Below are 26,269 nucleotides of genomic sequence, written 5' to 3' on the forward strand. Positions count from 1 at the left end.
TCCGACCAACTACAGGCCGGCTAAAAAACCACGTGGTTCCTAATATCCCCTGAAGTCAGAACTTCAACCTTTGGTTGAACATCTTGACCGCCTCAGCTGCACCTTCGCTGTAACCCCAGACGCCGTTGCTGACGGCGACGAAGTCTGCACCCGCACGGGCCAGGTCGGCGGCATTGTCGATGGTGACTCCGCCGATGGCGACGCAGGGGGTCTCGACCGTTTCCTGCCAGACCGTCAAAATCTCCAGCCCCGGACGATGAACGGTCTCTTTCGTGTCCGTGGGATAGAAGGCGCCGAAGGCGACATAGTCCGCCCCACCCTCGGCCGCGTCCCAGGCCAGGTCGCGGTCGTCGTGGCAGGTGACGCCGATCATGGCGTCCGGCCCCAGAATGCGGCGCGCCTCGGCCAGCGTGCCGTCCTCCTGACCGATATGGACGCCGTCACACCCTGTCTCCCTTGCCAAGTCGGGCCGGTCGTTCAGCAGCACGGCCACGTCATGACGACGAGCGACGGGGGCCAGCGCCGCGACCGCCGCGCGGATCGTGGCGTCGTCCGCAGGCTTCAGCCGGATCTGCAGGGCGGCGACATCACCGGCAGCCAAGGCCTGGTCCAGCGTCTCGGCGAAGGCGCTAAGGTCCTCAATCGCGGGCGGCGTGATCAGATACAGCCGGCAAGGCGGGCGGGAGGGGACGGTGGGTGTTCGGGCCATGCTCGTCCTTCCCTCCCCCGAGACGATCCGTCAATGTTCGAGCTATGAGAACGACTTGCAATCGCCTTAACGCGTGCTATAGCGAACCATTCTCAGTCGATGGAACGTGTAGCGCCTCGTGTACGTCTGCAACTGTAACGGTCTTCGCCAGCGTGATGTCGCCCAGGCCATCGAGGCCGGGGCCTGCCGTCCACGCGACATTTTCGCGCGCAACCAGTGCCAGGCCCAGTGCGCCAAATGCGTCTGCGAAATGCGCCAGATGATTCAGGACAGCCGCGAAGCGTTCGCACTCGCAGCCGAATAGTCCTCACCGCGCATCGCGGCCGAAAATCACTCGCACTATCAATGTAGTGATAAAAACTCGCAAATAAACAAGGCGCGCTTTACTGTGGTATTGCCTCGCTCGACAGACGGCGAACGCGCCGTAGCGAGACCAAGGACCATGGCCATGAAGGGCGACCCCGCAATCCTGCGCACGCTGAACGCAGTGCTCACCAACGAACTGACGGCCGTGAACCAGTATTTCCTGCATGCGCGCATGTTCGAAAGCTGGGGCCTGTCGCACCTCGGGAACGTGATCTACGAAGAATCGATCGGCGAGATGAAGCACGCCGACATGCTGATCAAACGCATCCTTTTCCTCGACGGGCTGCCGAATCTGCAGGACCTGCACAAGCTGAAGGTCGGCGAAGATCCCATTGAATGCCTGGGCGCAGACCTGCAGCTGGAGCTGGACAGCCGCGCCACGACCGCCGCCGCCGTGACCCAGTGCGAGGAGACCCGCGACTACGTCAGCCGTGACCTGCTGATGAAAATCCTGGCCGATACCGAAGAGCACATCGACTTCCTGGAAAACCAGCACAAGCTGATCGAACTGATGGGCGCGCAGAACTATCTGCAGTCGGCCATGAAAGAGATCGTCACCGATAGCGCGGCGACCGGCAACTAAGCTCAGACCTCTGACGGAACTCCGGTCCGCTCTGGCCATTAGCCTAAAAGGCCAAGCTGGAGCGGACCATGACCGATATCGACGAAGCGATCGACGACGTGCGCGACGCCGCGATGGATTTGTTGAACAGCGAAGGCCGCAGCGCCGGCCATGTGGTCGCCGGCATCGCCCTAACCGTCGGTTTCGCCCTGTTGGCGCACGGTATCGCGTCCGGCGCGTTTCGACCCAAGCGCAATCTGAAACAGGTGAGCAACAGGGATCTGCCGATCACCGAAAAGCCTCGGGGCGCCTTCAGCCTGATCCTGCCCGCAATGTTCTCGGCGACGACCCTGTCGGCCGTTCGAGTCTGGAACGCGCCGTCGCGGCCCGAGCGGACGCGCGCCATGGGCCTGTGGCTAGCCGCTCAGACGGTCAACGCCGTCTGGCTGGGCCTTCGCCCGTCTTCGATGTGGCGTCAGGTGATCGCGGCCATGTCGTCCACCGGTCTGGCTGCCGCCTTCGCGCACGAGGCCCGTAAGCTGAACGAGGGCGCAGGCAAGATGGCCTCTCCGACTGGATCAGGGGTGCGGCTCGGCAACTTCCTGCATCGCAAGGCGGACGAGGCTTCGCGAGAGCGCACCCTGCATTAGGCCCGCCTTGCCCTTTGTAAGGGCTTACTCTAGGGATCGCGCCCTATTCGCCACGCCCCATCCGGGCGCGTGAGCGCAACTCCATTTCCGATGTGACCCCATGAAGATCAACGGCAACACCATCAAGCCCGGCATGGTCCTGCAGCACAATGGCGGCCTGTGGGTCGTCACCAAGGCCAGCCACGTCAAACCCGGCAAGGGCGGCGCCTTCGCCAACGTCGAGGCCAAGAACCTCGAGACCGGCAACAAGCTGAACGAGCGCTTCCGGTCGGAAGACAAGGTCGAGCGCGTGACCCTGGAGCAGAAGGACTTCTCCTATCTGTTCGACAACGGCGACAGCCTGGTCTTCATGGATGACGGCACCTACGAGCAGATCGAACTGCAAAAGGACTGGGTCGGCGAGGACCGCATTCCCTATCTGCAAGAGGGCATGAAGGTCGTCATCGAAATGCACGAAGAGCGTCCGATCGGCCTGTCGTTGCCCGATCAGGTCGTGCTGGAAGTCGCCGAGACTGAGCCGACCGTGAAGGGCCAGACCGCTTCCTCCTCCTACAAGCCCGCCATGGCGTCGAACGGCGTGCGCATCATGATCCCGCCCTATATGTCGGCCGGAGAGCGCATCGTCGTGGACACCGCGACCGGCGAATACGTCCGCCGCGCGGACTGATACCGACGACCGGCCTCATTCGGGGCCGCCCCTTTCTTGAACTTCTCCGCATCTCCGGGCCAACCAGCGCCTTTTCAGGACATGCGGACCAGGAGATCCGCCGATGGCCCTCGCTTCCGCCCTGCTCCAAGTCATGCTCGATGCGGTGCGCAAGACCGCGCGCCCCATGCTCCGCGACTTCGGCGAGGTCTCGCAGTTGCAGGTCTCGCGCAAGGGTCCCGGCGACTTCGTCACGGCCGCCGACCTGAAGGCCGAGGACACCCTCTACGAACTGCTGATGAAGGCCCGCCCCGGATACGGCTTCCTGGGCGAGGAGCGCGGTATGATGGAGGGGACGGACAAGTCCCACACCTGGATCGTCGATCCGATCGACGGCACCACCAACTTCATGCACGCCATGCCCCACTTCGCCATCACGGTGGGCCTGGAGCGCCGCGCGCCGGACGGCTCGTCCGAGATCGTCGCCGGCGTGACCTACAACCCCGTCATGAACGAGCTGTTCTGGGCCGAAAAAGGCAAGGGCTGCTATCTGAACGACCACCGCATTCGCGTAGCCGGTCGTCGTGACCTGTCGGAAAGCCTGGTCGCCACCGGCCTGCCCTTCATCGGCAAGTCGGGCCACGCCCAGGCCATCAAGGACATCCACGCCGTGGGCCAGCGCGTGGCCGGCATGCGCCGTCTGGGCTCGGCTGCGCTGGACTTCGCCTGGGTCGCGGCGGGTCGCTATGACGCCTTCTATGAGCGCAACTTGAAGCCCTGGGACGTGGCGGCGGGCATCCTGTTCGTCACCGAGGCTGGCGGCAAGGTGACGACCATCGAGAACGACGGCGATCCCAAGACGGGCGTGTCCGTCCTGGCCAGCAACAGCGAACTGCATCCGCAGCTGCGCAAGGTGCTGCAGGCGTCCTGAAACAGCATAGCCGCCTCTCCCTCCCCGACCGGGGAGGGGCGTCACGAAGCGACGGGGCGGGGGCGGCAAGGCCAGGGCGCACGGACTGAGGCGATCAAGTCTGTGGGACGTCGCCCGGCCCGGCCCACCCGGCTCCGCTGCGCTTCGCCCCCCTCCCCCGCAGGGGGAGGAAGAAACGCCGTCGTCATTCGCTTGTCGCGCGGCGACCCTATCCAGAGGGCATGATCCACGCCATCGTCATCGCCTTCGCCCTCCTTGTCGGAACCCCCGCCTTGGCCCAGCCCCTGATTATCGCCCACCGCGGCGCGTCCGGCGAGCGGCCGGAGCATACGCGCGCGGCCTATGAGCTGGCGGTCGAACAGGGCGCGGACGTGATCGAGCCCGATCTAGTGCTGACCAAGGACGGCGTCTTCGTGGATCGGCACGAGAACGAGATCAGCGGCACGACCGACGTCGGCGACCGGCCCGAGTTCACAGACCGCAAGATGACCAAGACCATCGACGGCGTCCCGACTACCGGCTGGTTCACAGAAGATTTCACCCTGGTCGAGCTGAAGACGCTGCGGGCCAGGGAGCGTTTGCCGGCATTTAGACCGGGCAGCGCCGCCTATGACAGGCGAGAGCCGATCCTGACCTTCGACGAGGTGGTCGCTATCGCCCGCGCCGCTTCAACCCGCACGGGACGGACCATCGCCGTGGCGCCGGAGCTGAAGCACCCGACCTATTTCGCCGGAATCGGCCTGCCGATGGAGGACGCCTTCGTCGCCGAGCTAGAACGGCTGGGCCTGACGGGCGCGGATGCACCCGTAATCATCCAGTGTTTCGAGGTCGGGCCGCTGGAGCGGCTGGCGGCGCGCATCGACGCGCCTCTGGCCCAACTGGTCGCCGGCGCGGGTGGGCCGGCGGACCGACCGGACATGACCTATGCCCAGATGATTACGCCCGCAGGCTTGCAGGCCATGGCCGCCTATGCCGCCTGGGTCGCGCCGGAGATGACCCTGGTCCTGCCACGGGACGCCGAGGGCCGCACGACTGCGCCCAGCGCGCTGGTCACGGACGCCCATACGGCGGGGCTTAAAGTGGTGGTCTGGACGCTGCGAGCCGAGAACGCCTTCCTGCCGGCCGAACGGCGGCGCGGCGAAGGCCTGGCCGAGCACGGCGACATGGCAGGCTATGCCGCCGCCTTCGCCGAGGCGGAAGTGGACGCGATCTTCAGCGACTTCCCGGCGCTGGCGCGCGCAGGCCTTTAGATCCAAGCGCAGGCTTAGCTCGCCCGGAACTGCAGTTCGGCCAGACGCGCATAGAGGCCGCCCTTGGCCACCAGTTGGTCGTGCGTCCCCTCCTCCACCACACGGCCGTCGTCCATGACGACGATGCGGTCCGCACGGAGCACGGTCGCCAGGCGGTGGGCGATGACGATGGTGGTGCGTTCTTCCATGGCCTGATCGAGGGCGACCTGGACCAGGCGTTCGCTTTCGGCGTCCAGGGCGCTGGTGGCCTCATCCAGCAGCAGAATGGGGGCGTCGCGAACCAGGGCGCGGGCGATGGCCAGGCGTTGGCGCTGGCCGCCCGAAAGGCTCTTGCCGCGCTCGCCCAGCGGGGTGTCGAAGCCTTCAGGCAGGGCGTCGATGAAGCCCAGGGCCTGGGCCTTTTCGGCGACGGCGCGCGCCTCTTCCAGGGTGGCGGTCTCGCGGCCGAAGCGGATGTTCTCCAGCGCCGAGCCCGAGAACAGCGGCGTTTCCTGCGACACCCAGGCGAAGCGTTCGCGCACATCGACGGGATCGGCCTGACGCACGTCGATGCCGTCGACCGACACCATGCCGGTTTGCGGATCATAGAAGCGCAGCAGCAGCCGGAAGACGGTGGACTTGCCCGCGCCGGATGGGCCGACCAGGGCCACGGTCTCGCCCGGACGCACGGTCAGGCTGAAGCCCTTCAGGGCCGGTAGATCCGGTCGGCCGGGGTAGGAGAAGCCGACGGCCGACATCGACACCTCGCCGCGCGGGGGCGACGGCAGGGCCGTGGCATGGGCGGGCGGAGCGATGTCGGGCACGGCCCGCATCAGCTCCTCGATCCGCTCCATGGCGCCGGCGGCCTTTTGAACGTCGCCCCAGCTTTCGCCCAAGGCGCCCACGGCCCCGGCCGCGAAGACCGACAGCAGCACGAACTGAAGCAGGGCGCCGGGCGACATGACGCCGGCGACCACGTCCTGGGCGCCCAGCCACAGCACCAGGGTCACGCCGCCGAACATGACGACGATGATCAGGGCGGTCATCCAGGCGCGCGCTCGCATCCGGGTGAGCGAAGCGGAGAAGGCGTCCTCGACCGCCGCGCCGAAGCGGGCGATGGCGCTCTTTTCACGCCCGAAGGCCTGAACCGTCTCGATGGCGTCCACGCTCTCGCCGGCGAAGCCGACGGCGTTGGCGAACCGATCCTGGGACGTAACGGTCAGCTTCCTGACCTTGCGACCGAAGATGAAGATCGGCCCCAGCAGGAAGGGCACGATCAGCAGGACGAAGCCGGTCAGCTTGGGACTGACGAAGAACAGCAAGGCCACGCCGCCGATCAGGGTCAGGAAGTTGCGCAGCGCATAGGAAATGGACGTCGTCATCAGCGTCTCGACCAGGGCGATGTCCGTGGTCAGGCGCGACAGGACCTCGCCCGTGCGCATATGGGCGTAGAAGGATGGGTCCAGCGTCAGGATGCGGCCGAACAGGCCTTTCCTCACATCGGCGATGACGCGCTCGCCTGTGCGGGTGACGAAATAGTAGCGGGCGGCCGTCGCCAGACCCAGGAACAGAGCGTTGGCGCCCAGTAGCAGGAACCAGATGTTCAGATTGGCGCCGCCGGCCTCGAACCCATGGTCGATGGCCCCGCGCGCCAGGGCCGTCAGACCCAGGGAGGCGGCGGTGGACAGCAACAGCCAGAAGACCGCCATCAGGGCATGGCCCTTGTGCCGCATCGCAAAGGGAATCAGCCGCGCCAACGGGCGGATGTCGCGGCGCTTGGCGCGCTTGGCGCCCGCCTCGGACATCTGATCGGCCAGCAGGGCCCCGGCGCTGGGCCGGCCCTCCATCGAGGCCACGCCTGAAGCGCGGTTTGCGGAAGGGGCGGCGGCGTTGGATTGGTCGGTCATTGCGCCCGCCTCTTGCCCCGGAACGCCCCCCGGTGTAAACGCCGCCCCTCATTCCCGCCGGATTTCTGACGGGTTTCTCATTTCACGCGCACAGACGGTCGGCATCGTCATCGCGCAGAGACCGGACGACGACCATGAAAGCGGACACGCACCCCGACTATCACTTCATCAATGTTGTGATGACCGACGGCACTTCCTACCAGACCCGTTCGACCTACGGTAAGGAAGGCGACACGCTGAACCTGGACATCGATCCGTCCACCCACCCGGCCTGGACCGGCGGCAACGCCCACCTGCTGGACCGTGGCGGCCGCGTCTCGCGCTTCAACAACAAGTTCGCCGGCTTCATCAAGAAGTAAGCGCGTCTTGGCTGCGACATGTCGCAGCAAACAGCCTAACAAGGGCGTCGGTCGCAAGGCCGGCGCTTTTTGTTTGGCCGGAACACCGATAATGTGGCGGCGTTCGGGTACCAGGGGCGTTGGCCACGCTGGCCGAAGCATTCGAAGAAGCGGACTGGATATGAATAGACGGCAACTGGGTCTGGGCGTCGCGACGGCGGCCATGGCCCTCGGCTCCACGGCGCGCGCGCAGCAGGTCTTCGTGCAGCGTGGCCCGGAGGCGACCGCCTTCTACAACAGCTTCAACGACCAGATTTCGCGCCTGCCCGCCACCCAGCAGGCGGACGTGCGCGCCTTCTATGAGCTGAACGGCTGGCGGCCGGTCTGGAATGCAGATCGGATGCGCGCCCTGAACGCCGCCGCCGCCCGCGCCGACCGCCACGGCTTGTCGGCTGCGGACTATTTCGACTTCGTGGGACTGGCGGCCGATCCGGCCAGCGCCGACCTGCGCACCACCACGGCCGCCCTGGCCTATGCGCGCGTCCTGGCCGAGGGCAAGGTGCGGCCCGAGACGGTCGAAGACCTGTGGGAGATGCAGAAGAACCGCGTCGACCTTCCACGCGGCCTCAGCGACGCCCTGAGCCGCAATGTGCTGGCCAATTGGTACGACGGTCTGGCGCCCACCGACATCGGCTATCAGAACCTGTCGGCCGGCTATGTGCGCTATCGCCGGCTGGCGGCGCAGGGCGGCTGGCCCGCATTCGCGCCGGGCGGCACCATCGAGCCGGGCAACAGTGATCGCCGCATCCCCGCCCTGATCGACCGGCTGACGGCCGAGGGCGACCTGTCGGCCGCCGACGGCGCGCGGCTGAAGGCCCAGGGCCTGACCTACAACGCCGAATTGCAGCGCGCGGTGCAGGGCTTCCAGAACCGCCACGGCCTGGGCGCCGACGGACGCATCGGCACGGGCACCCAGCGCTCGCTGGGCGCGTCGGCCGAGGACCGCGCCCGTCAGATCGCCCTGAACCTGGAACGTCGTCGCTGGCTGAAGCGCGACGTCGCGCCCGAGCGGATCGAGGTCAATACCGCCGCCGCCATAATGGTCTATTGGAAGGACGGCAAGCCGGTCCACTCCAACCGCGTCGTCGTCGGTTCGGCCGAGAACCAGACACCCAGCCTGGAGAAGCCCTTCGCCTCGGTCGTCGCCAATCCGCCCTGGTATGTGCCGGCCGGCATCGCGCGTCGCGAAATCCTGCCCAAGGGCCCTGGCTATCTGGCCGCCAACGACATGTATGTGAAGGACGGCACGGTCATCCAGCGCGCCGGTCCGCGTTCGGCCCTGGGCTATGTGAAGTTCGAACTGCGCGACAGCTACGCCATCTTCCTGCACGATACCCCGTCGAAGGCCGCTTTCAACCTGTCCACGCGCCAGCGCAGCCACGGCTGCGTGCGGGTGCAGAATGCGGTGGAGTTCGCACGCCTGCTGCTGGCGCCCGACCCGACCAAGCTGGCCCAGTTCGACACGGCCCAGGACACGCGCGAGACGACGCGCGTCACCACCGGGCGCGAAATCTCGGTGCGACTGCTGTACTGGACCGCCTTCGTGGACGGTCAGGGTAGGGTGGCGTTCCGCGAGGACGTCTATGGCCGCGACGACAAGCTGGCTGAGGCGCTGGGCATCGGCGTCAACCTGCCCAAGCCGGTCGATGACGGCCGTACCGACGCCAACGACGTCGGGCCGTAACAGGGGCGTTTAGCCCCTGAAGGCGGCTTCCAGCAGACCCATCTGGCTCAGGACCGGGTTCTCGGGGGCCTGGTCCTGATCGTCCATATACATGCGGCGATCCAGATACAGGGTGCGGTCGAACAGCTTTTCCGACCGCACCAGATATTCGATCAGGGCGATGGGCAGTTCGGCGTGGCTGGGCTCGGCATCAATGCGGCGCTCGTTCAGGCGATAGCGCGGCTCGCAGGCCGTTTCCGGCGTCATGTCGTCCTCGCGCACAGCCCGTTGGACCAACAGCCACGAGGCGATCTGCATCAGGCGCGTCGTCAGCTTCATGCTCTCGGCCGCATAGGCCAGGGCGGCGGCGCGCGACAGCATCTTGGAATCGCGACGCCCCTCGCCGTCCAGATAGGCGGCGGTCTCCTCGACCAGTTCCATACCTTCGCGGAAGGTGCGGTCGAACAGTTCCGAACGGGCGAAATCGCGCACGGTGCGGCTGCGGTCAGCGAAGGACGGAGCGGAGGTCATTTGAGCTTTGATCATGAGGAAAATTCGAGTCCGTCCTGCAATCGGCGCCTGACGGAACCGTTTGCAGGAAAGATGCAACGCTCATGCCATGCAGACGTGCCATTCGCGATCAGGAACCGAAGTTGAAAAGGGCGTCGGCGGCGTTTTTCTTGGAGCGTTTGGCCTCGATGGCGTTGCCCGACCTTTTGATCTCGTCCTCCAGAGCGGCGATCCGCTCCTGCAAATCCTCGATGGAATAGACATCCAGGTCTTCGCGCGACAGGGCGCGAAGGGGTTCGCCGCGTTGCGGGCGGGGTTCAATATCTTCGAACATCGTCGTCGCCTTCCGCGCTGTCATGGCCAAGGCGGCCCAGGACCCTTATCTGAACGCCCGGATACGGACGAATGCAAGGGAAGTGCGATGCGCGCAGTCGAGATCGAAGGCGGTTCAGGCCCGGCCGAGGCGCTGAAGATCGCCGAACGCCCCGACCCCGTTGCGGGCCCAGGACAGGTGCTGATCCGGGTGCGGGCGGCGGGCGTCAACCGGCCGGACTTGCTGCAGCGAAGCGGTGGATATCCCCCTCCCCCTGGCGCATCCGACATCCTGGGCCTTGAGGTCGCGGGCGAGATTGCGGGCGTCGGCGAGGGTGTGACCCGCTGGCAGGTCGGCGACCGGGTCTGCGCCCTGCTGGGCGGCGGCGGCTATGCCGAGCAGGCGGTGGTGGATGCGCGTCATGTCTTGCCGATCCCCGAGGGTCTCGATTTCGTCCAGGCGGCCGTGCTGCCCGAGACCGTCTTCACCGTCTTCGCCAATGTGTTCGAGGGCGGCGGGCTGAAGGCCGGCGAGACCTTGCTGATCCACGGCGCGACCAGCGGCATCGGGGTGACGGCGATTCAGATGGCCAAGGCGGCGGCCGCAAAGGTGATCGCCACGTCGCGCGGGGCGGACAAGGCCAAGGCGGCGAAAGCGTTGAGCGCCGATATCAGCCTGGACGCCTCGGCCGACGATCTGGAAGCGCAGATCAAGGCGGCGGGCGGGGCCGATGTGGTTCTGGACATGGTGGGGCGCGATTACGCCGCCCTGAACCTGAACAGCTTGAACGCCGGCGGGCGGTGGGTCGTCATCGCGTCCCTGACCGGCGCCAAGGTCGAAATGGATCTGCAGCGGATCATGCTGAAGCGATTGACGCTGACGGGATCGACGCTACGTAGCCGTCCCGCAGACGAAAAGGCCCGACTAACCGCCGCCGTCGAGACGACGGTCTGGCCTTGGGTGGCGTCCGGCGCGGTCAGACCGCCGGTTCAGGCGGTCTTCCCGTTGGCGCAGGCTGCCGATGCGCACGCCGAACTGGAGGCGGGCGGGCACATCGGCAAGATCGTCTTGGCCGTCTGAGGCCTAGTAGCGCCCGCCGCCGCGCACGGGGCGCATGGACGAGATGCTGTCATTGAAGCCGCTGCTCAGATTGCGGACGTCGCCTTCGACGACGCGGCAACGGCCCCGGAACTCGGCGTCGGTGCAGACTTCCCAACGGCCCTGAACACGAACCGAACTGATGCGGTCGTTGAAGGGGGTGCGACCCAGATTGCGATCCTCGCTGGTGAACTCGCGCGAGGCGCCGCGGAAGTTGGAATTTTCATAGACGGTGATGGACGAACGGCCCCAGCCGCCGCCGTTTCCGCCGCCCCAACCCGGACCGCCGTTGCCGGGGCCGGGACGACCGGGCTGGGCGCCCTCGTAATCGCCACGGAAGCGACCGCAGACCAGCAGGCCGTTGTCGTTGTTGATCTCTTCGTTGCCGCAGCGCGCCAGCTCGATCGAGGTGCCGCGCATCTGGCCGCGCGTGTCTCGGCAATCGGCATAAAGCCGGCCTCTGTTCACATAGGCTTCGGTGCAACTTTGAGCGTAGCCGCCTCGCGGCGCGACGCGTTGCTGTTGCGGCTCGACCGGGGACGACATGGCGGCCGCAAGGGCCGCAGCGAATAGCAGTGACATGATGGTTCTCCTCTCCCAAGGCTGTAAGTCTTCACTACCGCGAAGGTTGCGCCGGAGCGGATGAACCGTTGCTGTATAGGATTGTCGGTCGGCGTTTTCTTTTCGGGCGAATAGGCCTATATCGAAACACTACGCGCCCGGTCGAAAGGCCGGGCGCCGTCGTATCCAACGCCAGCCGAAGCCTCATTCGGCGGCTTAACAACACCGGGACGAACGCCCCATGAGCGACATTCTGATGCCGAAGGCCACTGCGGTCTGGCTGGTCGACAACACCTCCCTCAGCTTCGAGCAGATCGCCGACTTCTGCGGCCTGCACCCGCTGGAAGTCCGCGGCATCGCCGACGGCGACGTGGCGCGCGACATCCGCGGCGTCGATCCCGTCACGGGCGGCCAACTGACGCGCGAAGAGCTGGACAAGGCCCAGGGCGACGAGAACTACCGGATGAAGGCCATCGTCAGCCGTCACGCCGAACTGATGAAGTCGGCCAAGCCGGCGCCGAAATATACGCCGGTCTCGCGTCGTCAGGACCGCCCGGACGCCATCGCCTGGTTCGTGCGCAATCACCCGGAAGTGACCGACGCCCAGATCGCCAAGATGCTGGGCACGACCAAGTCCACCATCGAAAGCGTGCGCAACCGCACCCACTGGAACAGCGCGAACATCAAGCCGGTCGATCCCGTGACCCTGGGCCTGGTCGGCCAACTGGCTCTGGACGAGATCGTCAAGAAGGCCGCCGACAAGAAGACCAAGGACGACCTCAAGAAGGGCGGCGGCACCATCCAGCCGGTCGAGCAAGTCGAGGCCGAGCCAGAGTTCGTGCCGGAAGCCCGTCAGCGTCCGACGGCAGAGCCGACCGCAGCCTCGGTGTTCGGCACCAAGGACTGATCTTCGCTTCACGAAACGAAAACGGCCCCGGAGAGCGATCTCCGGGGCCGTCGTCGTTTTCAGGGGATGGCGGACGCCGCTAGTTGGCGCGCGCCTCCAGACTGGTGATTTCTTCCTTCAGCCGAAGCTTCTTCTGCTTCAGCGCCCTGACCTGCAACGGATCCGTGGACGGCCGGGTAAGTTCCTTCTGAATGGTCTCATCCAGACTACGGTGACGATTACCCAGTTCGCGAATACGAGCCTCGATGGTCATGGCTTGCGCCTCCTTAGGTTAGGGACCAGTAGAGTGAGCGCCCGGTTTGGCGAGCTGTGTAATCACTTTCCAGTGACAGCCCGTCTCGCCGGACCCCACGGAGGCTGACCCCAAAAATGGTCGATGATGTGAACGGAGCCATACGGAACCCGCCCGCCAGGATCGTGGTCGGAATTTCAGGGGCGTCCGGAGCGATCTACGGCGCGCGCATGCTGGATGCGCTGAACGACCTGGGGGTCGAGAGCCATCTGGTCGTGACCAAGGCCGCCCTGCTCACCTTGTCACAGGAAACCGATCTGTCGCCCGACGACCTGACGACCAAGGCGTCCGTCATTCACAAACTGGCCGATGTGGGCGCGACCATCGCCTCCGGCTCGTTCCGCACACTGGGCATGATTGTGGCGCCGTGCTCGGTCAAGACGATGAGCGAAATCGCGACGGGCGTGACCTCGACCCTGTTGACGCGCGCCGCGGACGTGACGCTGAAGGAGCGGCGACCGCTGGTGCTGATGGTGCGCGAGACGCCGTTCCACCTGGGCCACCTGCGCACCATGACGGCCCTGACCGAGATGGGCGCGATCATCGCCCCGCCCCTGCCCGCCTTCTACGCCAAGCCCGCGTCGATTTTGGAGATGGTGGATCAGTCGGTCGGACGGACGCTAGATCTGTTCGGCCTGGACTGGGGCGCAGTGCGCCGCTGGGAAGGCCTGAAATAATGCGGCTGTGGGACTGGGCGGTCGTCGCCTATGCCGCGCCGGGGGTCGGCGAGGCGTGTCTGGCGCTGCAGGACAGCCATGAGCAGAACGTGCCTGTGTTGCTCTGGTCTGCCTGGGTCGCCGCGACTGGCCGCAAGCCGGACGAAGAGACGGTCGAAGCGGCCTGCGACACCGCTCGCGCCTGGGACAGCGTCGTGGTCGCGCCGCTGCGCTCGATCCGCCGCACCTTAAAGGCTCCCGTTCCCGACATCGACGACGGCCCGCGCGAGGCGGTGCGCAACCGCATCAAGGCGTTAGAACTTGAGGCGGAAAGACATTTGCTGGAGGCGTTGGAGGCCTTGGCGCCCGCGCCAGCCGGCCCGCCGCGTCCTGCCATCGACGCTCTCGTCGCGACGGCGCGTGTGTGGGCCAACATCACACCGCGACCGGCGCTGATCCGGCTCGCAGACGCCCTTCCGACCTGAGGCCGGCGTGGCTATAAGCGGCTTGGGGACGACACGATGAACGATGACACACCTGAAACCACCGCAGAGATGGCCGAGCTCCATGCACGGGTGAAGCTGCTGCGTCAGGAACACTCCGACCTGGCCGCCTCCATCGACGCGTTGAGCCTGGCTGTCATTCCCGACCAACTGATGCTGGCCCGGCTGAAGCGCAAGAAGCTGGCGCTGAAGGACGAGATCGTGAAGATCGAAGACGAGATACTACCCGACATCATCGCCTGATCGGACGACGGCGAGCGGCCGGTTCCCCCGTGCGACCATCCGCCGCCCCGCCTCAGCCCCAAAGTCGCCCCAGCCCGAGGGCATAAGCCGGCGCTTCCACGGAACGCCGTGCGTCGTCGGACGCCGCGGGCCTTCATTCCAGAGCGTAAAACGCTGGAGACGCCGCCGAATGCGACGCCTGCTTACCAACGCGCCATTGGCGCGGTGCAAGACCCTCTTGATCCACTCTGGTCAGACGGCCGCCTTCGCCGTCGTGGCCGTCTTCGCCGCCGCCGCCGCGCCCAACGCGGCACGTGAAGCCGCGACGCCGCCGCCCGCCCAGATCGCCATCCCCGTCGCCCCGCCGGTCAAGGCCGAGGTCGAGAAAGCCGGTCCGATCACACGCCAGATCGCCTTCACCGCCCCCGTGCGCGGCTATGCGATCAACTCCGCATTTGGACTGCGCAAACTGGCCATCGAGGCCAAGGCCCGCGCCCACAAGGGCGTCGATATCGCCGCTCCGAAAGGCACGACCGTCTTCACCGCCGCCGAGGGCGAGGTCGTCCGCACGGGCTATGACGCCGAGGGCTACGGTAACTTCATCGAGGTGCGCCACCCCAACGGCATGAGCACCCTGTATGGCCACCTCAGCCGCATCGACGTCGCGAACGGCGACGCCGTGGCCTCGGGCCAGCGCATCGGCCTGGTCGGCTCGACCGGCTATTCCACCGGCCCCCACCTGCATTTCGAAGTCCGCCGCAACGGCGCACAGGTCAATCCGACCAAGGTCGTCGATCGCCATTTCGAAGTGACGGTGAAGCCCAAGGCCTAACGATGTTGCGGGGATCGTCCCAACCGTCCTAGTCTCCCCCACGTTCTGGGAGGGATGGAAATGCACAAGATCGTCGCCGCTGTCGTTGCCGGTATGCTGGCCGCCACGCCGATCGCCGTAACGGCCCAGGATTACGGCCGCTACAGCGACGCCGCCGCCCAGACCGAGCTGTCGCGCATCGCCGATGTGCAGATGGCGGTCATGGCGCCCATGCGGGACGGCGTGGGTCTGGCGACCAATGTCTATCGACCCAAGAACGTTTCGGGGCCTCTTCCAACCGTCTTCGTCAGAACGCCCTACAACGAGTTGGCCTATAACGCCCGCACGACGCGATCCGCCCTAAGCTGGGTCAGCAAGGGCTACGCCTTCGTCGTCCAGAACGAGCGGGGGCGGTATTTCTCGGGCGGCGATTATCAGATCCTCGGCTATCCCCAGACTGACGGCTATGACGCCCTGACCTGGATCGCGGCTCAGCCGTGGTCGAACGGCAAGGTCGGCACGCTGGGATGCTCCTCCTCAGCGGAATGGCAGCTGGCGCTGGCGGCGCAGAATCACCCCGCCCACGCCGCTATGGTGCCCCAGGCATCGGGGGCCGGGATCGGCAAGGTCGGTCGGTTCCAGGAACAGGGCAACTGGTACACCGGCGGCGTTCCCCGCAACCTGTTCTTCGTCTGGCTGTACGGCGTCGACAATCCGCAGCGCGCGCAGATCCCCGGCGACATGGACCAGGAAACGCGCGCCAGGCTCGTGCGCTACAACGACCTGGACGCCAAGAAGCCTGACGTGAACTGGCCCAGCCAGATCCGCCACCTGCCCGTCAATGAAATGTTGAAAGACCTCGGAGAGCCGGCCGGCACGTTCGAGGAACTGATCGCCCGCACACCGGCCGACCCAGCCTGGCGTCAAGGCGGCCTCTATCACGACGACATGGGCTGGGGCGTGCCGTCGCTGTGGTTCAACAGCTGGTACGACGTGTCGATCGGCCCGAACATGGAACTGTTCAACCATGCCCGTTCGACGACGCAGGATCGCGAGGCGGCCGAGAACCAGTATGTGGTGGTGGGGCCGAACAACCACTGCGCCTTCGGTGGCCTGGGCCCAAACTACAAGTCGGGCGAGCGGCCATTGGGCGACGCCAGCTTCGACAGCGACGCCCTGGTCCACGCCTGGTTCGACCGCTGGCTGAAGGGCGAACGCCGCGCCTTCCCCGAGAGCACGCCCCACGTCCAATACTTCAACATGGGCGAAAACGAATGGCGCACCGCCGCGCAATGGCCGCCCGCCGAGGTCAAGACCGTGCGGATGTATCTGCGCTCTGGCGGAGCGGCCAACAGCCTCAACGGTGACGGCATGCTCAGCCTGGAGGCACCGCCGGCAGGCGAACAGGCCGACCGCTATCGCTATGATCCGATGAACCCGGTCCAGACCATCGGAGGGGGCGACTGCTGCAACGGCGGCCTCGTCACCGCCGGAGCGTTCGACCAACGTCAGATCGAGGCGCGAAACGACGTGCTGGTCTATACGTCCGAACCGCTGACTGAACCGATGCAGGTCACGGGCTTTATCGACACGGTGCTGAAAGTGTCGTCCTCGGCGGCCGATACTGATTTCGCGGTCAAGCTGGTGGACGTGGCACCGGACGGCACAGCCTATATCCTCGGCGACACCATCATGCGCGCCCGGTACCGGGATGGATACGACCGCCCCACGCCGCTGACGCCCGGCCAGGTGGCGACGGTCCAACCGACGCCGATGACGATCAGCAACACCTTCCAGCCGGGGCACCGCATTCGGATCGAAGTCACCAGTTCGAACTTCCCCAAGTTCGTTCGCAACCTGAACACGGGCGGACCGAACGAGACGGAAAGCCAGGGTGTGATCGCCGACAACGCCATCCACCACGCCGGAGACGACGCCTCCTACATCGACTTGCCGGTCCTGAAGTAGGAACGCCGCCGACCTCCCCTGCCGTCCGCCTACAGGTTGAGGGACAAGCGATCCCTCAGCCAGCGCAGTCCGGCGTCTCCGTCTCGCCGGCTGTGCCAGGCCTGAACGAAGCGAAAAGCCGGCAAGGTGAAGGGCGCAGGCAGGACAGCCAGCCGATCGTCCCGCATGTCGGTCAGGCTTCGGCTGGCGATCGTCAGCACCAGATCGGTCCCCCCGATCAAATCCGGCGCCACGCTCCAGTGCGGTAAGGTCAAGACCACGTCGCGCGTATGACCGAGCAAGGATACCGCAACATCCACTTCATCCGCATGCCCCTCCATGACCCCGACCGAGACATGCGAACGCGCCAGATAGTCAGTCAGATTGAAACTTGGGCCAAGCGTGTCGCGGTCCACGACGCAGACGAAGTTTTCCTCAAAGAGCAGGCTTTCGGACACGGCGGCGGGACGATCGGGAAACACTCCCAGCGCCAGGTCGATATCTCCATCGACCAAGGCCGCCATCGCCGCTTCCCGACTGCGCGTCTGAATAGACAAGCGAACGCCGGGCGCCGATTCACGCAGGTCTGGCATGAGATGCGGAAGCAGGGCGCCAGACGCATAGTCCGACATGGACAGGCGAAAGGTGCGCGACGCCTGCGCCGGATCGAAGAGCTCGGCGATCACTAGTCCACGTACAGCGGCCAAGGCCTGATCCAACGCGGGCTGCATCGCCCTAGCGCGCGCAGTCAGTTCCAATCCTTGCCTTCCACGGACCAGCAAGGGGTCATCGAACGCAAGGCGCAATCGCCCTAGCGCCTGACTGACGGCGGGCTGACTCTTGTTTAATCTTAGTGCTGCGCGCGAGACGTGGCGTTCGGCGAACAACGCCTCCATCACCACCAACAGGTTCAGATCGAGCGCGGACAGATTATTCATCAAACGAATATATGTCGTTCTGGATTGCGATTATCAATGACATTGATTATGGCGCAAACCGTCCCTGGACATCAGACCAAGGACAAGCCCATGTCGGACAACGGTTTTTCGCACATCGCCCTCGTGGTCAAAGACCTCGACGCAAGCGTCAGTTTCTATCGATGCTATGCTGCAATGACGGTGATCCATCGTCGCGAGGCAGGCGGTCCCGTTCGCGCGGTCGCCTGGCTGAGCGATTTCACCCGTGACTTCGCCCTGGTGCTGGTCGAGTCCGCTGTTTTGGAAGACACCCCGCTTGGTCCCTTTGGCCATCTCGGCGTCGCCTGTGCCAGCCGAAGCGAGGTCGATCGCCTCGCCAAGCAGGCGCAACAGGAAGGCATTCTTCGCAAGGCGCCGACCGACAGCGGCCCGCCGGTCGGCTACTGGACCTATATCGCCGATCCTGACGGCAACACCCTTGAGCTTTCACACGGCCAGACGATCGCCTTTACCGTGAAAGACGCTCAACGCCTTACCTCCGGGGATTGATTCAGCTTCCCGCTGGCGTCACTTCCCGAACCCTTGCTAGGCTCGCCATTCAAGTTACGGGGGGCGGCATGGCGGCGTTGACGCTGGACGGGGTAAGCAAGCGGTATGGCGATTTCGACGCCGTGCGGGATCTTAGCTTTCAGGTCGAGAAGGGTTCGATCTGCGGCTTTCTGGGGCCGAACGGGGCGGGCAAGACCTCGACCCTGCGGATGATCCTGGGCCTGCAGCCGGCGACGTCGGGGCGGATCGAGATCCTGGGCGCCGACGACGGGCGCAAGGTGCGTGACCGGATCGGTTTCCTTCCCGAGGAGCGCGGCCTCTACAAGAAGATGACCCCCGTCGAGGCCATCAGCTTCTTCGGCGCCCTGAAGGGCCTGCCGGTCGCCGAGGGCAAGAAGCGCGCGAAGGCCATGCTGGAGCAGCAGGGTCTGGGCGCAGCGCAGAAAAAGAAGATGAAGGAGCTGTCCAAGGGGATGGCGCAGAAGGTGCAGTTGATCGCCTCGGTCGTGCATCAACCCGAGTTCGTGATCCTGGACGAGCCTTTCTCGGGTTTGGACCCGATGAACCAGCAGGGTCTGGAGGCCATGATCCGCGATCTGGCCGCCAACGGCGCCACGGTCCTGTTCTCGACCCATGTGATGCAGCACGCCGAACGGCTGTGCGATAAGGTTGTGCTGCTGGCGCGCGGTCGCAAGGCGTTCGAGGGCACGGTGGATCAGGCCCGGGCCACCTCGCCCCGCTTTCTCGATCTGGAAGGCGCGATCAGCGCGCAGGCCGCCGCCGCCCTGCCCGGCGTGGCCGGCGTCGAGACCCTGTCGGATGTGGACGGCGTGCGGCGGTTGAAGATCGCCCTGTCGCCGGGCGCGGGCGGTCAGGAGACTTTGAAGACGGCCTTCCTGAACGGTCTGGACGTGCGCGGCTTCGCGCTGAAGGAAACGACGCTGCACGACGCCTTCATCGGCCTGACCGGCGACCATCCCGATCAACCCGCTGCACCTGCGGAGGCCGCCCGATGAACCGCACCCTGCTGATCGCGCGACGCGAATATGTCGCCTATGCCAAGACCGTCGGCTTCTGGCTGTCGCTGCTGGCGTTTCCCCTGTTCGCCGTTCTGGGCGGGGGCATTCCCCTGCTGATCCGCTCGGCCGAGCCGATCAAGGCGGTGGCGGTGATCGAGGAAGGTCCGGCCGCGACGGGCCTGGCCGCCGCCGTCCGCGCGTCGCTGCAATCCGATCTGGATCGCCAGAACGAACGCCTGCGCGAGGCCGCCGAAAAGGGTCAGGCCGGCGCCGGGCGCGCCGTGGCCTCCATCAGCGGCCCCAAGATCCGCCTGGTCGCCGCCCCGCCCGCCATCGCCGATGCGACGGGGCCGGCGCGCGACGCCGCCATCAAGGCGGCGTTGGACAAGGCGGCGCCCAAGGACCGCCGCCTGGACGCCGTGGTCTTCCTGAACCGCGTGGACGGCAAGCCCGCGGCCCAGGTCTGGACCGCCCGGGCCACCGATAACGACGTGTCCAGCTTCGTTCGCACCGCCTTGCGCGACGCGCGACGCACCGAACTGCTGACCGCTGCCGGCGTCGCGCCGGCCGTGGCGCAGGAGGTCCAGACCTTCCGGCCCGAGGTGAAGGCCTTTTCGCCTAACGCAGCCAGCGGGGGCGAGGTGTCGATGCGCGACCGAATCCCGTCGTTCATCGGCCTGGGTGTGGGCTTCCTGCTGTGGTCGCTGGTCATCACCGGCGCCTCGATCCTGCTGAACAGCGTGATGGAGGAGAAGTCGAACAAGATCCTTGAGGTGCTGCTGTCCTCGGCCTCGGCGACCGAGATCCTGACGGGCAAGGTGTTGGGCGTGGCGCTGCTGACCCTGACGGTCATGGGCGTGTGGGGTGGAATCGGGACGTTCAGCCTGCTGTCGGCCTCGCCCGAGACGGCGGCGACGATCGGCCAGGTGCTGATGCACGACGGCCTGATCTTCTATTTCATCGCCTATATGGTCGGCGGATACCTGATGTATGCGGTGCTGTTCGCGGCCATAGGGGCCTTCTGCGAGACGCCGCGCGACGCCCAGACGCTGATGGGGCCGATCATGATGATCCTGGTCGTGCCGATCCTGGTCATGCAGATGGCCCTGACCAGCCCGGACGCGCCGGTGGTGAAGGTGCTGTCGTGGATCCCCTTCTTCACCCCCTTCCTGATGAGCGCCCGAGCGCCCAGCGATCCGCCGCTGGTGGAGGTGATTCTGACGCTGGTGGGCATGTTCGCCACCGCCGCCCTGATGGTCTGGATCGCGGGACGGGCTTTCCGCGCAGGGGCGTTGTCGGACGTGAAGCTGAGCTGGAAGAGCTTCGGCCGGGCGATCACCGGGCGGACCTAGAAGCTTGTCTCCTTCCCGCTTGCGGGGAGGAGACAAAGAAAAAGGCCGCTTCCCGAAGGAGGCGGCCTCAAATCTTTTGGCTTACGCCAGGATATTACCGGCTGCCGCCACCGGCGCCAGCACCGGGAACGCGCGGCTTCGGCGCGGGCAGCAGGCCCTCGCGCTGCATGCGCTTGCGGGCCAGCTTGCGAGCGCGACGGATCGCCTCGGCCTTTTGACGGGCGCGCTTTTCCGACGGCTTTTCGTAATGCACGTGGCGCTTCATTTCACGGAAGCTGCCTTCGCGTTGCATCTTCTTCTTTAGGGCTTTGAGCGCTTGATCGACGTTATTATCGCGAACGAAAATCTGTACCAGGTTAAACTCTCCTTTGGCCGCCCGCCGCGTCCTGTAAGGGAGACGGGCGAACAAAATAAAATCGTCTTCCGAAAGTCGGGCCCTCGGATGAAGGCGCGCTGATACACCAGCCGCCCGCACCTGTCCAGATCGTCGCGACCATTCTTCAAGGCTCGAAACCCCGGCGCGACAGGCGTATGATCAGGCCATGATCGACACGACAGACTGGGCCGACCGGACCGAACAGAGCGTGCTGGACGCCGCCATCGCCCGCGCGCCGGCGCTGGGTTGGAACGCGCGTCTGGTGCGCGAGGCCTGCGAGGCGTGCGGCCTGTCGCGCGGCGACGAGGAACTGCTGCTGCCCAACGGTGCGCGCGATCTCGCCGCCCTGCTGTCACGCCGCCACGACGCGCGAGCTCTGGCGGCCCTGGGCCAGATCGACGCCAAGTCCCTGAAGATTCGCGAGCGAATCGCTCGCGCCGTGTCCGAACGAATGGAGGCCGGCGCCGCCGATCTGGAGGCCACGCGCCGCTGCGCCGCCTTCCTGGCGCTGCCGACCAACGCCGACCTGGGGCTGAAACTGGCCTGGGAGAGTGCAGACCACCTGTGGCGCTGGGCCGGGGACGAGGCGACCGACTGGAACCACTATTCGAAGCGGACGATTCTGTCGGGCATCCTGATCCCCGCCCTGACCATGCGCTGGTTCGACGGCCGCGAGGCAGCCGAAGCCTTCGTCGCGCGGCGGATCGAAAACGTCATGGCGTTCGAGAAGTGGAAGGCCGGCAAGGACTTCGACGCGCCGTTCCGCAAGGTGAGCGATGCGCTGAGCCGGATGCGATACGGGGCGCGGATTTAGTTCTCTCTTCTTTCGTCATCCTCCGACGAGCGTAGCGAGATCGGGGGACCCAGCGGCGCGCGTGAGCGCGAACCTGTCGCGGACAGGGTGGGCAAACAGGAAGAGGCGGACGCATCGCCTGCGGCGCCGCTGGGTCCCCCGGTCTGCGCCGCGAAGACGCGGCTTGCCGGAGGATGACGAAAGTGGGGAGGCTAGACCGCGCCCAACACCCTATTCACGTGAGCCATCTTGCGGCCCGGCCGCGCTTCGGCCTTGCCGTAGAGGTGCAGGCGTTCGTCGGACTTAGCCGACAGCTTGCGCCAGTCCTCGACCTCGTCGCCCAGCAGGTTGGTCATTTCGATGCGGGCGTAGGCGGTCGTCGGGCCTAGCGGCCAGCCGGCGACGGCGCGGATGTGCTGTTCGAACTGGTCGCAGACGCAGCCGTCCTGGGTCCAGTGGCCGGTGTTGTGGACACGCGGGGCGATCTCGTTGACCAGCAGCACGTCCTCGCCGAGATCGAACAGTTCGACGCCCACCACGCCGACATAGTCCAGCCCGTCCAAGATCGCCTCGGCAATGGCGCGCGCGCGGACCTGAGTCTTTTCGTCCACGGCGGCGGGGGCCAGGGTGGTGCGCAGGACGCCGCCCTCGTGCCGGTTCTCGCCCAGCGGATAGACCGCCATATGGCCGTCCCAGTCGCGGGCGGCGATGACCGACAGCTCGCGCACGAAGGTCGCCTTGGCTTCCAGAATGGCCGGGCGGCCGCCCAGGCTTTCCAGGGCGGCGGGCGCGTCCTCGATGGCGTGGATCCAGACCTGGCCCTTGCCGTCATAGCCTTCACGGCGGGTCTTCAGCAGAGCCGGCACACCCAGGGTCGTCAGGCCGACGACCAGATCGTCCAGCGTATCGACGACGGCGAAGGCGACCGTCGGGGCGCCGACGGCGTTGAGAAAGGTCTTCTCGTCCACGCGGTCCTGCGACACGCGCAAGGCGGTCGGCCCCGGCGCAACCAGGGCGCCGGCCTCGGCCAGGCGTTCGATGGAATCGGCGGGGACGTTCTCGAACTCGAAGGTGACGACGTCAGCGGCGCGGCCCAGGGCGGTCAGTGCGTCGGGATCGTCATAGGCGGCGACGATCTGATGCGCCGAGACGCGGCCCGCCGGGCTGTCGGCCTCGGGGTCCAGAATGACGACGTCGAAGCCTAGGCGCGAGGCGGCCTGGCTCAGCATCCGGCCCAGCTGGCCTCCGCCGATGATGCCGAGGGTCGAACCGGGGGGAAGCGGAAGATCAGGCACTCAGTCCTCGACGGTTTCTGCGACGGATTCGGTCTGGGCGGCGCGGAAGGCGACAAGGCGTTGCGCCAGCCCTTCGTCCGACAAGGCCAGGATCTGGGCGGCCAGGATGCCGGCGTTGGCGGCGCCCGCCTCGCCGATGGCCAAGGTCGCTACGGGCACGCCGGCCGGCATCTGGACGATGGACAACAGGCTATCCATCCCCTTCAGCGCCTTTGACTGGACCGGCACGCCCAGCACCGGCAGTTCGGTCATGGAGGCGGCCATGCCCGGCAGGTGGGCGGCGCCCCCGGCCCCGGCGATGATGATCTTGTATCCTGCGGCCTTGGCGCCCGTGGCGAACTCGACCAGGCGTTGGGGCGTGCGGTGCGCGCTGACGACCTTGGCCTGCCAGGCGACGCCCAGCTGGTCCAGGCGGTCGGCGGCCAGCTTCATGGTCGGCCAGTCGGACCGGCTGCCCATGATGATCGCCACCGGCGGTGCGGAAGTCGCCATGTCTGTAAGGCCCCTCGCGGAAAGGCGCCCGTTACAGCACGCGGGTGACGCCCGCAACCGCACGCGGGCGGTTTCACGCCTCACAGCCCCTTATTGTCGGCCTTCAATGTGGGCGGATCACGCTCTACCATCGTTCGACCGCGCGACGCAGACTGAGTCGCGCCATCGGAGCCATCCCTGCGCCGTGACCGACGTGGCCGAACACGACCTGACCGCCGAGATCGAGCGCTTGCGCGTCGAGCTGGAAGCGTGGAAAACGCGCGCCGCCGCCGCAGAGGCCGCCGCCGACCATGATGTATTGACCCCTGCCCTGAACCGGCGCGGTTTCGTCACGGCGCTTCAACGGACAATGGCCTATTGCCAGCGGCACGGGGTGCCAGCGGTGCTGCTGTATCTGGACATGGACGGGTTCAAGAGCGTCAACGATCGCCTGGGCCATGCCGCCGGCGATGCGGCCCTGGTGGCGGTGGCGGAGCTGTTTCTGGCCAATCTGCGCGAGTCCGACGCCGTGGGCCGGTTGGGCGGCGACGAGTTCGCGCTGCTGATGCTGCACGCGGGCTACGAAGAGGGCCGGGCCAAGGCGCGGCAGCTGTCCGAGGCCTTGAAGACCGAGGGCTTCATCTGGGACGGGCAAAAGACCGAACTGGGCGGTTCGTTCGGCGTGCGCGCCTGGGACGGCCATACCGACGCCGAGGCCTGGCTGACCGAGGCCGACGCCGCCATGTGGGTGCGCAAGAAGGGGCGCTGAGGCCCCTCCCCGCCCCCGCCGCTTAAAGTGGCAACCTCAGTTGAATGCCGCCCATGTGACTGTCGGCATGGTCGCCGAAGCGGCCGCGATAGGCCACCGTCACCTTGACCGGCCCGATCGCGCCCTCGACGCCCGCAGACGCCAGGAACTGACCGCCGAACGGATCGTCGATCTCGCGCGACAACACCTGGGCCGGGTTGTTGAAGATGCCGACGCGGACCGGATCGGAACTGTCGTCCACGGCGTCACGATAGCCGCCCTCGGCGAACACGCCGAACCGGCCCATTTCGCCTTCGGCGCGCAGGGCGACCTCGCCGGTCAGGGCCTTCACCGTGCGGTCGCCATACTGATACTGGGCCGCGACGCCCTGCTCGTAATAGCCGTCCACGTCGCTGGCGACGTAGGCCAGGGCCGCACGGGGCGACAGGGCGATGCCGCCCATGTCGAACCACATGCCGCCCTGCAAGCGCGCGCCGGTGCTGAGCGCTCGTGTCTCGGCCGTATGGACGATGGGCGCCAGGCTGGTCAGGCGTTCGATGTGGTCGATATTGTCGCGCGCCACGCCAACGGCGGCGTTGACGAAGACATCGCCCGAGCGCCACCCGCCATAAACGTCCAGACCAAAGCTTTCGACGTTGAAGTTCAGCGCCTGGCTCTCGACGTCGGTATTGCGAGCCGTGCCGGCCAGGCCGAAACGCCAGTTGGCCGAAGGTCCGGCCTCCAGCGCTATCCGCCCGCCCCAGCCATCGCTGGACGATTCGGTGACAGAGCCGCGCGCATCGGTATCGACGCTGTCGATTAGGGCCGCCGTGGTGATCGACACCCCAGCCTCCCAAGCCTCGCGGCCCGACAGAGCTTCGCTGGCGGCGTCCAGCGCATCCTCGCGGTGACGATAGGTCGTCTCGCCCTGCAAGGTCGATTGGGCGCCGATATCGCCGTAGTAGAGATAGTCGGTCGCCAGTTGGGCGATGATCCTATGCCCCGCCGCGGTCGGGTGGACGCCGTCGAAGTAGAAATAGCTGTCCGGATTCGAGCACACCGTGACCCCGTTGAAGCAGGGCTGGGTGATGTTGGTGATGCCGAACTGGCCCGGATTGGCGGCCAGGGTATCGCTAACCTTGAACAGGTCCATCATGATGATGTTGCTGCCCGGGCGCGCGGCGGCCGTGGCCGTCAGGTTGGTCTGAAGCGCCGTATTGAAAGTGGTCACCGCATAGTCGGCCAAAGGCGCCGCGGTCGTGCCGCGGAACTGAGGCGTCAGGCTGAGCTTGGGCAGGTTGGTGACCAGGACCGTCCCCGCGCCCGCGCCCGCCACGGTGTTCACAAGGCTGTTGATGTTGGCGGCGGCCGTGGTCGCCACAGGCGTGATGGCGGCGACTGGGCTGGCCGAGGCGCCGGCGGCCGGCAGCCCCTGGAAGATGTCGTTTGCGCCGCCCAGGACGCTGACCAGGTCCGTCGAGCTGAACAGGCCCCCCGCTGCGGTGTAACGCGACAGCTGGTTCAGCATGCCGAACGGCACGCCGGCCGTGGCGTCCGTGCGAGACCCGCCGAAGGCGTAGTTGATGCTGCCCGTCACCGAGCCGTTGAAGTTTGCGGCGTTGAAGCCCAGCAGCTCCACAAACGTCGGTCCATTCGAGAACCGACGGGCATAAGGCGGCGACGGCGGCTGGGTCCCGCCTGAGATCAGGAACAGGTTGCCGTTGTCGCTGAGGCTGTCGCCGAAGACGACGAGACGGTTGTAGGTCTGGGCCGAGGCCGAGCCTGCAAAGGCGCAGGCGGCGAGCGCCAAAATCGCAGCGCATGGGGCGGCGACGGCGCCGCCGGTGAGATAGCGTGACATATGAATC

General features: G+C 66.3%; 31 protein-coding genes. 20 read left to right on the forward strand and 11 right to left on the reverse strand.

From position 1 onward, the window contains the following. Positions 1 to 55: 55 nt before the first annotated feature. Complete coding sequence (thiE, locus tag ACK4MH_RS05380) at positions 56 to 709, reverse strand: thiamine phosphate synthase (protein WP_409715788.1); 654 nt, start codon at positions 707 to 709, stop codon at positions 56 to 58. 118 nt (positions 710 to 827) lie between these two features. On the opposite strand from thiE, the gene ACK4MH_RS05385 reads away from it, so the two are divergent. The 6 genes from ACK4MH_RS05385 to ACK4MH_RS05410 all read left to right on the forward strand — a co-directional run bounded on the left by ACK4MH_RS05385 (position 828) and on the right by ACK4MH_RS05410 (position 5,114). Then, positions 828 to 1,013 (forward strand): bacterioferritin-associated ferredoxin, encoded by a 186-nt coding sequence (locus ACK4MH_RS05385; protein ID WP_135195182.1) that lies wholly within the window; start codon positions 828 to 830, stop codon positions 1,011 to 1,013. A 144-nt stretch (positions 1,014 to 1,157) separates the two neighbouring features. After that, entirely contained in the window at positions 1,158 to 1,658 is a 501-nt protein-coding gene (bfr, locus tag ACK4MH_RS05390; protein WP_135195181.1) for a bacterioferritin, read from the forward strand. A 68-nt stretch (positions 1,659 to 1,726) separates the two neighbouring features. After that, on the forward strand, positions 1,727 to 2,287 hold the full coding sequence (locus tag ACK4MH_RS05395) for a tryptophan-rich sensory protein (RefSeq protein ID WP_409715793.1): 561 nt from the start codon (positions 1,727 to 1,729) through the stop codon (positions 2,285 to 2,287). Between the two features lie 100 nt (positions 2,288 to 2,387). Beyond that, the gene (gene efp, locus ACK4MH_RS05400) at positions 2,388 to 2,954 is read left to right on the forward strand and encodes an elongation factor P (RefSeq protein ID WP_409715796.1); all 567 of its coding nucleotides are present in this window, start codon (positions 2,388 to 2,390) and stop codon (positions 2,952 to 2,954) included. Between the two features lie 103 nt (positions 2,955 to 3,057). Then, on the forward strand, positions 3,058 to 3,864 hold the full coding sequence (locus ACK4MH_RS05405) for an inositol monophosphatase family protein (protein WP_409715799.1): 807 nt from the start codon (positions 3,058 to 3,060) through the stop codon (positions 3,862 to 3,864). Positions 3,865 to 4,085: 221 nt separating this feature from the next. After that, positions 4,086 to 5,114, forward strand: a complete 1,029-nt coding sequence (locus tag ACK4MH_RS05410; RefSeq protein WP_409715802.1) for a glycerophosphodiester phosphodiesterase family protein — start codon at positions 4,086 to 4,088, stop codon at positions 5,112 to 5,114. Positions 5,115 to 5,128: 14 nt separating this feature from the next. Here ACK4MH_RS05410 and ACK4MH_RS05415 read toward each other — a convergent pair whose 3' ends face one another. Continuing rightward, the gene (locus ACK4MH_RS05415) at positions 5,129 to 7,000 is read right to left on the reverse strand and encodes an ABC transporter transmembrane domain-containing protein (RefSeq protein ID WP_409715805.1); all 1,872 of its coding nucleotides are present in this window, start codon (positions 6,998 to 7,000) and stop codon (positions 5,129 to 5,131) included. A 134-nt stretch (positions 7,001 to 7,134) separates the two neighbouring features. Here ACK4MH_RS05415 and rpmE point away from each other — a divergent pair, with 134 nt between their 5' ends. Continuing rightward, positions 7,135 to 7,359 carry a 50S ribosomal protein L31 gene (rpmE, locus tag ACK4MH_RS05420; protein WP_267516044.1) on the forward strand — a complete coding sequence of 75 codons (225 nt, stop codon included), beginning with the start codon at positions 7,135 to 7,137 and terminating at the stop codon, positions 7,357 to 7,359. Between the two features lie 160 nt (positions 7,360 to 7,519). After that, complete coding sequence (locus tag ACK4MH_RS05425) at positions 7,520 to 9,082, forward strand: murein L,D-transpeptidase (protein WP_409715808.1); 1,563 nt, start codon at positions 7,520 to 7,522, stop codon at positions 9,080 to 9,082. Positions 9,083 to 9,091: 9 nt separating this feature from the next. Here the strand turns inward: ACK4MH_RS05425 and ACK4MH_RS05430 are convergent, their stop codons facing one another. Both ACK4MH_RS05430 and ACK4MH_RS05435 read right to left on the reverse strand, forming a co-directional pair. Beyond that, entirely contained in the window at positions 9,092 to 9,592 is a 501-nt protein-coding gene (locus ACK4MH_RS05430) for a DUF1465 family protein (protein ID WP_409715934.1), read from the reverse strand. A gap of 109 nt (positions 9,593 to 9,701) precedes the next feature. Then, a complete protein-coding gene (locus ACK4MH_RS05435) occupies positions 9,702 to 9,905 on the reverse strand; it encodes a DUF1192 domain-containing protein (RefSeq protein ID WP_135195173.1) in 204 nt (67 codons plus the stop codon). Between the two features lie 87 nt (positions 9,906 to 9,992). Here ACK4MH_RS05435 and ACK4MH_RS05440 point away from each other — a divergent pair, with 87 nt between their 5' ends. Further along, positions 9,993 to 10,964: an NAD(P)H-quinone oxidoreductase gene (locus ACK4MH_RS05440; protein ID WP_409715811.1), complete on the forward strand. Its 972-nt coding sequence runs from the start codon at positions 9,993 to 9,995 to the stop codon at positions 10,962 to 10,964. Between the two features lie 3 nt (positions 10,965 to 10,967). Here ACK4MH_RS05440 and ACK4MH_RS05445 read toward each other — a convergent pair whose 3' ends face one another. After that, positions 10,968 to 11,564, reverse strand: coding sequence for a beta/gamma crystallin-related protein (locus tag ACK4MH_RS05445; RefSeq protein WP_409715814.1), 597 nt, complete (start codon positions 11,562 to 11,564; stop codon positions 10,968 to 10,970). 220 nt (positions 11,565 to 11,784) lie between these two features. Here ACK4MH_RS05445 and ACK4MH_RS05450 point away from each other — a divergent pair, with 220 nt between their 5' ends. Then, positions 11,785 to 12,450, forward strand: a complete 666-nt coding sequence (locus ACK4MH_RS05450; RefSeq protein WP_135195170.1) for a DUF1013 domain-containing protein — start codon at positions 11,785 to 11,787, stop codon at positions 12,448 to 12,450. Positions 12,451 to 12,529: 79 nt separating this feature from the next. Here the strand turns inward: ACK4MH_RS05450 and ACK4MH_RS05455 are convergent, their stop codons facing one another. Then, positions 12,530 to 12,703 carry a YdcH family protein gene (locus tag ACK4MH_RS05455; RefSeq protein ID WP_135195169.1) on the reverse strand — a complete coding sequence of 58 codons (174 nt, stop codon included), beginning with the start codon at positions 12,701 to 12,703 and terminating at the stop codon, positions 12,530 to 12,532. A 116-nt stretch (positions 12,704 to 12,819) separates the two neighbouring features. On the opposite strand from ACK4MH_RS05455, the gene ACK4MH_RS05460 reads away from it, so the two are divergent. From ACK4MH_RS05460 to ACK4MH_RS05480, 5 genes are all read left to right on the forward strand, one after another. Then, entirely contained in the window at positions 12,820 to 13,419 is a 600-nt protein-coding gene (locus tag ACK4MH_RS05460) for a UbiX family flavin prenyltransferase (protein WP_409715818.1), read from the forward strand. Next, positions 13,419 to 13,883 (forward strand): TIGR02444 family protein, encoded by a 465-nt coding sequence (locus tag ACK4MH_RS05465; RefSeq protein WP_409715820.1) that lies wholly within the window; start codon positions 13,419 to 13,421, stop codon positions 13,881 to 13,883. The genes ACK4MH_RS05460 and ACK4MH_RS05465 overlap by 1 nt, the downstream gene beginning before the upstream one ends. A gap of 36 nt (positions 13,884 to 13,919) precedes the next feature. Continuing rightward, positions 13,920 to 14,144, forward strand: coding sequence for a YdcH family protein (locus ACK4MH_RS05470; RefSeq protein ID WP_409715823.1), 225 nt, complete (start codon positions 13,920 to 13,922; stop codon positions 14,142 to 14,144). A gap of 169 nt (positions 14,145 to 14,313) precedes the next feature. Next, a complete protein-coding gene (locus ACK4MH_RS05475) occupies positions 14,314 to 14,955 on the forward strand; it encodes a M23 family metallopeptidase (RefSeq protein ID WP_409715826.1) in 642 nt (213 codons plus the stop codon). A gap of 60 nt (positions 14,956 to 15,015) precedes the next feature. After that, positions 15,016 to 16,902 (forward strand): CocE/NonD family hydrolase, encoded by a 1,887-nt coding sequence (locus tag ACK4MH_RS05480; protein ID WP_409715829.1) that lies wholly within the window; start codon positions 15,016 to 15,018, stop codon positions 16,900 to 16,902. Positions 16,903 to 16,931: 29 nt separating this feature from the next. Here the strand turns inward: ACK4MH_RS05480 and ACK4MH_RS05485 are convergent, their stop codons facing one another. Beyond that, positions 16,932 to 17,819: a LysR family transcriptional regulator gene (locus ACK4MH_RS05485; protein ID WP_409715832.1), complete on the reverse strand. Its 888-nt coding sequence runs from the start codon at positions 17,817 to 17,819 to the stop codon at positions 16,932 to 16,934. Positions 17,820 to 17,909: 90 nt separating this feature from the next. On the opposite strand from ACK4MH_RS05485, the gene ACK4MH_RS05490 reads away from it, so the two are divergent. The 3 genes from ACK4MH_RS05490 to ACK4MH_RS05500 all read left to right on the forward strand — a co-directional run bounded on the left by ACK4MH_RS05490 (position 17,910) and on the right by ACK4MH_RS05500 (position 20,718). Continuing rightward, positions 17,910 to 18,347 (forward strand): VOC family protein, encoded by a 438-nt coding sequence (locus tag ACK4MH_RS05490; RefSeq protein ID WP_409715835.1) that lies wholly within the window; start codon positions 17,910 to 17,912, stop codon positions 18,345 to 18,347. A gap of 68 nt (positions 18,348 to 18,415) precedes the next feature. Further along, entirely contained in the window at positions 18,416 to 19,363 is a 948-nt protein-coding gene (locus ACK4MH_RS05495) for an ABC transporter ATP-binding protein (RefSeq protein WP_409715838.1), read from the forward strand. Next, positions 19,360 to 20,718 (forward strand): ABC transporter permease, encoded by a 1,359-nt coding sequence (locus ACK4MH_RS05500; RefSeq protein ID WP_409715841.1) that lies wholly within the window; start codon positions 19,360 to 19,362, stop codon positions 20,716 to 20,718. The genes ACK4MH_RS05495 and ACK4MH_RS05500 overlap by 4 nt, the downstream gene beginning before the upstream one ends. Before the next feature lie 94 nt (positions 20,719 to 20,812). Here the strand turns inward: ACK4MH_RS05500 and rpsU are convergent, their stop codons facing one another. Then, positions 20,813 to 21,073, reverse strand: a complete 261-nt coding sequence (rpsU, locus tag ACK4MH_RS05505) for a 30S ribosomal protein S21 (RefSeq protein ID WP_135195633.1) — start codon at positions 21,071 to 21,073, stop codon at positions 20,813 to 20,815. A gap of 187 nt (positions 21,074 to 21,260) precedes the next feature. Here rpsU and ACK4MH_RS05510 point away from each other — a divergent pair, with 187 nt between their 5' ends. After that, entirely contained in the window at positions 21,261 to 21,908 is a 648-nt protein-coding gene (locus ACK4MH_RS05510) for a COQ9 family protein (RefSeq protein WP_409715844.1), read from the forward strand. Positions 21,909 to 22,099: 191 nt separating this feature from the next. Here ACK4MH_RS05510 and ACK4MH_RS05515 read toward each other — a convergent pair whose 3' ends face one another. Further along, positions 22,100 to 23,182, reverse strand: coding sequence for a 5-(carboxyamino)imidazole ribonucleotide synthase (locus ACK4MH_RS05515; protein ID WP_409715847.1), 1,083 nt, complete (start codon positions 23,180 to 23,182; stop codon positions 22,100 to 22,102). Continuing rightward, positions 23,183 to 23,674, reverse strand: a complete 492-nt coding sequence (purE, locus tag ACK4MH_RS05520; RefSeq protein ID WP_409715850.1) for a 5-(carboxyamino)imidazole ribonucleotide mutase — start codon at positions 23,672 to 23,674, stop codon at positions 23,183 to 23,185. A gap of 184 nt (positions 23,675 to 23,858) precedes the next feature. Here purE and ACK4MH_RS05525 point away from each other — a divergent pair, with 184 nt between their 5' ends. Beyond that, positions 23,859 to 24,422, forward strand: coding sequence for a GGDEF domain-containing protein (locus tag ACK4MH_RS05525; RefSeq protein ID WP_409715853.1), 564 nt, complete (start codon positions 23,859 to 23,861; stop codon positions 24,420 to 24,422). A 22-nt stretch (positions 24,423 to 24,444) separates the two neighbouring features. Here ACK4MH_RS05525 and ACK4MH_RS05530 read toward each other — a convergent pair whose 3' ends face one another. Then, positions 24,445 to 26,262 carry an autotransporter domain-containing protein gene (locus ACK4MH_RS05530; protein ID WP_409715856.1) on the reverse strand — a complete coding sequence of 606 codons (1,818 nt, stop codon included), beginning with the start codon at positions 26,260 to 26,262 and terminating at the stop codon, positions 24,445 to 24,447. Positions 26,263 to 26,269 lie beyond the last annotated feature (7 nt).

The sequence above is a fragment of the Brevundimonas sp. genome, assembly GCF_046295075.1.
In the GTDB taxonomy this organism is placed as follows: domain Bacteria; phylum Pseudomonadota; class Alphaproteobacteria; order Caulobacterales; family Caulobacteraceae; genus Brevundimonas.